The sequence below is a fragment of the uncultured Novosphingobium sp. genome, from assembly GCF_964277725.1.
Taxonomy (GTDB): domain Bacteria; phylum Pseudomonadota; class Alphaproteobacteria; order Sphingomonadales; family Sphingomonadaceae; genus Novosphingobium; species Novosphingobium fluoreni.
The window spans coordinates 1-4,350 of record NZ_CAXYKL010000146.1 but is presented as its reverse complement, the minus strand read 5'-3'; the positions used below and the strand labels follow the sequence as shown (position 1 = coordinate 4,350).

The following is a 4,350-nucleotide window of genomic DNA, read 5'->3' as shown; positions in this document are numbered from 1 at the left end:
CGCAGCCACGCGCCGCGCCTGATCGAGATCGAGTGGGGCGATCCCGCGCACCCGCGCGTGGCCGTGGTCGGCAAAGGCGTCTGCTTCGATTCCGGCGGGCTGGATATCAAGCCGTCCTCGGGCATGTTGCTGATGAAGAAGGACATGGGCGGCGCGGCGCATGCCCTGGCGCTGGCGCAACTGGTGATGGACGCCAACCTGCCGGTGCGGCTTCACGTGCTGGTCCCGGCGGTAGAAAACGCGATCGCGGGCAACGCCTTCCGCCCTGGAGACGTGCTGCGATCGCGCGCGGGCATCTCGGTCGAGATCGGCAACACCGATGCAGAAGGGCGTCTGGTGCTGGGTGACGCCCTGACTCGCGCAGGCGAAGACAAGCCGGAACTGATGATCGACTTCGCTACGTTGACCGGAGCCGCACGAGTGGCGCTTGGACCAGACCTGCCCGCCCTTTTCGCTCGCTTGGACGATACGGCGCACGCCCTGATCGACGCCGGCACCGCGGTGGACGATCCCTGCTGGCGCCTACCGCTCTACGATGGCTATCGCGAATTCCTGAAATCGGACATCGCCGATATCAACAATGCGGGCACCGGTGGCTTCGCCGGAGCGACCACCGCCGCACTGTTCCTCGACCGCTTCGTGCCCGAGGGGATCGACTGGGCCCACTTCGATACGTTTGCCTGGCGTCCGTCGGCAAAGCCGGGCCGACCCAAGGGGGGAGACGCCCTGGGCCTGCGCGCGGCCTGGCATATGTTGCGCAAACGCTACAGCGCCTGATCCGCGCCAACTTGCGGAGCGGGCACGACCCGTCTAAGCGCGCCCCTTCGCTTTTTCGGAGTTATCTGCCCGTTGCCGCTTGAGCCATCTCCCACGCATCCGGATATCGCCAAGCGGTTTCTGGCGCTCAGCGGACCCAGCCGCGCGGGTGATCCCGGCCATCTCGCCGTGCGCGGTGACTTGGCGCATATCAAGCTGGCCGGGCAATGCTTCGTGCCGCACTATGCCGTGCCGATGCCGCATCGCGCCAAGGCGGAGACCGTGTTGCGCAGCCAACCCCGCGACACGGCGGAGCTGATCGCCACGCTGGCGCAAGGCACCCGGTTCGAAGTGCTGGATATTGCCGGCGCCTGGGCCTGGGGGCAAGTGGAGCATGATGGCCTGGTAGGTTACGTGGCCATCGCCGATCTGGAGCATGCCGCATGACCGCTTCTGTCTTCATCGACGGCGCCGTGGGCACCACTGGTCTGGAAATCGCCGAGCGACTGGCGGGCCGTTCCGAGTTCGCGCTGATCACGCTGGACGAGGCACGCCGCAAGGATGACGCCGCCCGCGCCGAAGCCTTGAACGATGCGGACTTCGTAATCCTGTGTCTGCCGGATGACGCCGCGCGTGACGCGGTGGCGATGATCCGCAATGACAAGACCCGCGTGATCGACGCCTCCAGCGCACATCGTACGGCGATCGGCTGGACTTATGGCTTCCCCGAAGTGATCGGGCGGGAGGCCGTGGCATCGGCGCGGCGCGTCAGCAATCCGGGTTGCTACCCCACAGGCTTCATCGGCTTGCTTGCCCCGCTGGTCAGCGCCGGGCTGCTGCCCAAGGACTGGCCTTATATCTGCCATGCCGTGTCTGGCTATTCGGGCGGCGGCAAGGCGATGATCGCGCGTTTCGAAGACGATACCGACATTGCCTATCGCGCCTACGGCCTGGCGATGGATCACAAGCATGTGCCCGAGATGCAGCGGCACGTCGGCTTGGCCCACGCACCGCTGTTCGCCCCGGCCGTGGTGCCCGCCCATCGCGGCATGCTGGTGGAAGTTCCACTACAGTTGGCGGCCATGCCTTTGGCGGCGGCTCCCGATGCCATGCTGGCCAGTCTGACCGAGGCCTATCGCGGCAGCCCGATCGTTCGCGTGCTCGAAGCCGAAGAAGGCGAACTGTTGCTGCGGGGCTCGATGGAGCCGGTCGACACGCTGGAACTGATGGTGTTCGGCGCGCGCGACGGCTCGCAGGCGCGGTTGATCGCTCGGCTCGACAACCTCGGCAAGGGGGCAAGCGGCGCGGCGGTGCAGAACCTCAACCTCATGGCCGGCTTGGACGAGACAGCAGGCCTGCGGCTTTAAGCCGAGCCTTCGGCGTAAATCAGCCACGCTGCCGCTTCCCTCATTCCTTCTTCATTTCCGCGCAGGTGGGAACCCATCACCGGCGCCGACGGTTTACCAAGCGTAACGGGGATGGCGCGTGAGGGATGGCGGGCCGAACCCCTGCCTGCCTAACAATCAGGCATCGCTGCCTCATTATTGATCACAGCCGACCCGCATCCCGCGCCCGACGAAGCGTTTCACGATAATTCTGCGCAAGAAAACGCATGTTTCCGGTCTTTTCGCATTGGCGTAAAGAGCCTAGGACGCTGGCATCCGCCTGGCACGATTCTTGATAAGATCGCGCGCAAGGCATAAGGTTGAGCCCGTATCGCGGGGATGCGGTTCGGCCAGATGCAAGGAACGAGGCAGCGTGAAAAAGATCGAAGCCATCATCAAGCCGTTCAAGTTGGACGAAGTGAAAGAAGCGCTGCACGAAGTCGGGGTCTCTGGCATCACCGTTACCGAGGCCAAGGGTTTTGGCCGTCAGAAAGGCCATACCGAGCTCTATCGCGGCGCGGAGTATGTGGTGGACTTCCTGCCCAAGGTGAAGCTGGAAGTCGTCGTGCCGGACAGCTTGGCCGAACGCACGGTGGAGGCCATCGCCGAGGCCGCGCAGACCGGGCGGATTGGCGACGGCAAGATCTTCGTCGTCCCCATCGAAACCGTCGTGCGCATCCGCACTGGCGAGCGGGATGACGCCGCGCTTTGATTCAGCCGCCGGCGTATCCAGGCCGGCGTTCTGACCCATTCCATCCGGCCTGTCCGGATCGGGACCATACCGGCCGGGGGGCCGGGAAAGTCCCGGATTATCCCAACTGACCCCCAGCTTCTTTCGGGCCCATGGATCGGGAAGCCGAAGAATAACCTCGGAGATAAGTGCTCATGGCAAGTGCAAAGGACGTCCTCAAGCGGATCAAGGACGAAGAGATCGAGTGGGTCGACCTTCGCTTCACCGATCCCAAGGGCAAGTGGCAGCACCTGACGATGGTCTCCACCGTCCTCGGCGAGGATGAGCTGGAAGACGGCCTGATGTTCGACGGTTCGTCGATCGAGGGCTGGAAGGCCATCAACGAGTCCGACATGATCCTCAAGCCCGACCTCGATGCGGTCTATGTCGATCCCTTCAGCGCCACCCCGATGCTGATCCTGTTCTGCGACATCGTCGAGCCTTCGACCGGCGATCTCTACAGCCGTGACCCACGCTCTACCGCCAAGCGCGCGGAATCGTTCGTGAAGTCGGCCGGCTTCGGTGACACCGTGTACGTCGGCCCCGAGGCCGAGTTCTTCATGTTTGACGACGTGAAGTTCTACGACGGTTACGACGGCAACGGCTTCAAGATCGACGATATCGAGCTGCCGACCAACACCGCCAAGGAATACGAAGGCGGCAACCTGGGCCACCGCCCGCGCGCCAAGGGCGGCTACTTCCCCGTCGCTCCGGTCGATCCGTGCACCGACATCCGTGGCGAGATGGTCACCACCATGCTCGAAATGGGCCTGCCTTGCGACAAGCACCACCACGAAGTGGCCGCCGCGCAGCATGAGCTGGGCCTGACCTTCGGCAAGCTGGTCACCACCGCGGACCGCATGCAGATCTACAAGTATGTCGTGCAGATGGTCGCGCAGGCCTATGGCAAGACGGCCACGTTCATGCCCAAGCCGATCATGAAGGACAATGGATCGGGCATGCACACGCATATCTCGATCTGGAACAATGGTGAAAACACCTTCGCCGGCAACGGATATGCCGGGCTTTCGGACACCTGCCTGTACTTCATCGGCGGTGTCATCAAGCACGCCAAGGCGCTGAACGCCTTCACTAACCCGACCACCAACAGCTACAAGCGTCTGGTGCCGGGTTACGAAGCGCCGGTGCTGCTCGCCTATTCGGCGCGCAACCGCTCGGCCTCGTGCCGCATCCCGTACGGCACCGGCCCTAAGTCGAAGCGCGTCGAAGTGCGCTTCCCTGACGCGCTGGCGAACCCGTATCTCGCCTATGCGGCGCTGCTGATGGCGGGTCTGGACGGTATCCAGAACAAGATCCATCCGGGCGAGGCGATGGACAAGAACCTGTACGACCTGCCGCCCGCCGAGCTGGCCCAGGTTCCCACGGTCGCCGGTTCGCTCCGCGAAGCGCTCGACTCGCTGGCCGCCGACCACGACTTCCTGCTGAAGGGCGACGTGTTCACCAAGGACCAGATCGAAA

At 64.1% G+C, this 4,350-nt stretch carries 5 protein-coding genes; all 5 read left to right on the top strand.

Going from position 1 to position 4,350, the window contains the following annotated elements; genetic code table 11:
- Positions 1-777 (top strand): leucyl aminopeptidase family protein (locus tag ACHWRX_RS08595; protein ID WP_394658880.1); only part of this gene is annotated, 777 nt, incomplete at its 5' end.
- 72 nt (positions 778-849) lie between these two features.
- A complete protein-coding gene (locus ACHWRX_RS08590; RefSeq protein ID WP_394658879.1) occupies positions 850-1,203 on the top strand; it encodes an SH3 domain-containing protein in 354 nt (117 codons plus the stop codon).
- A complete protein-coding gene (argC, locus tag ACHWRX_RS08585; RefSeq protein ID WP_058735257.1) occupies positions 1,200-2,123 on the top strand; it encodes an N-acetyl-gamma-glutamyl-phosphate reductase in 924 nt (307 codons plus the stop codon). Before ACHWRX_RS08590 ends, argC begins: the two co-directional genes overlap by 4 nt.
- Before the next feature lie 391 nt (positions 2,124-2,514).
- Positions 2,515-2,853 carry a P-II family nitrogen regulator gene (locus ACHWRX_RS08580; protein WP_058735258.1) on the top strand — a complete coding sequence of 113 codons (339 nt, stop codon included), beginning with the start codon at positions 2,515-2,517 and terminating at the stop codon, positions 2,851-2,853.
- 173 nt (positions 2,854-3,026) lie between these two features.
- Positions 3,027-4,350 (top strand): type I glutamate--ammonia ligase (gene glnA, locus ACHWRX_RS08575; RefSeq protein ID WP_394658878.1); only part of this gene is annotated, 1,324 nt, incomplete at its 3' end.

Bases quoted from the DNA above. Each gene is read 5' to 3' on its own strand.
- argC (WP_058735257.1), top strand. From the start codon at position 1,200: ATGACCGCTTCTGTCTTCATCGACGGCGCCGTGGGCACCACTGGTCTG.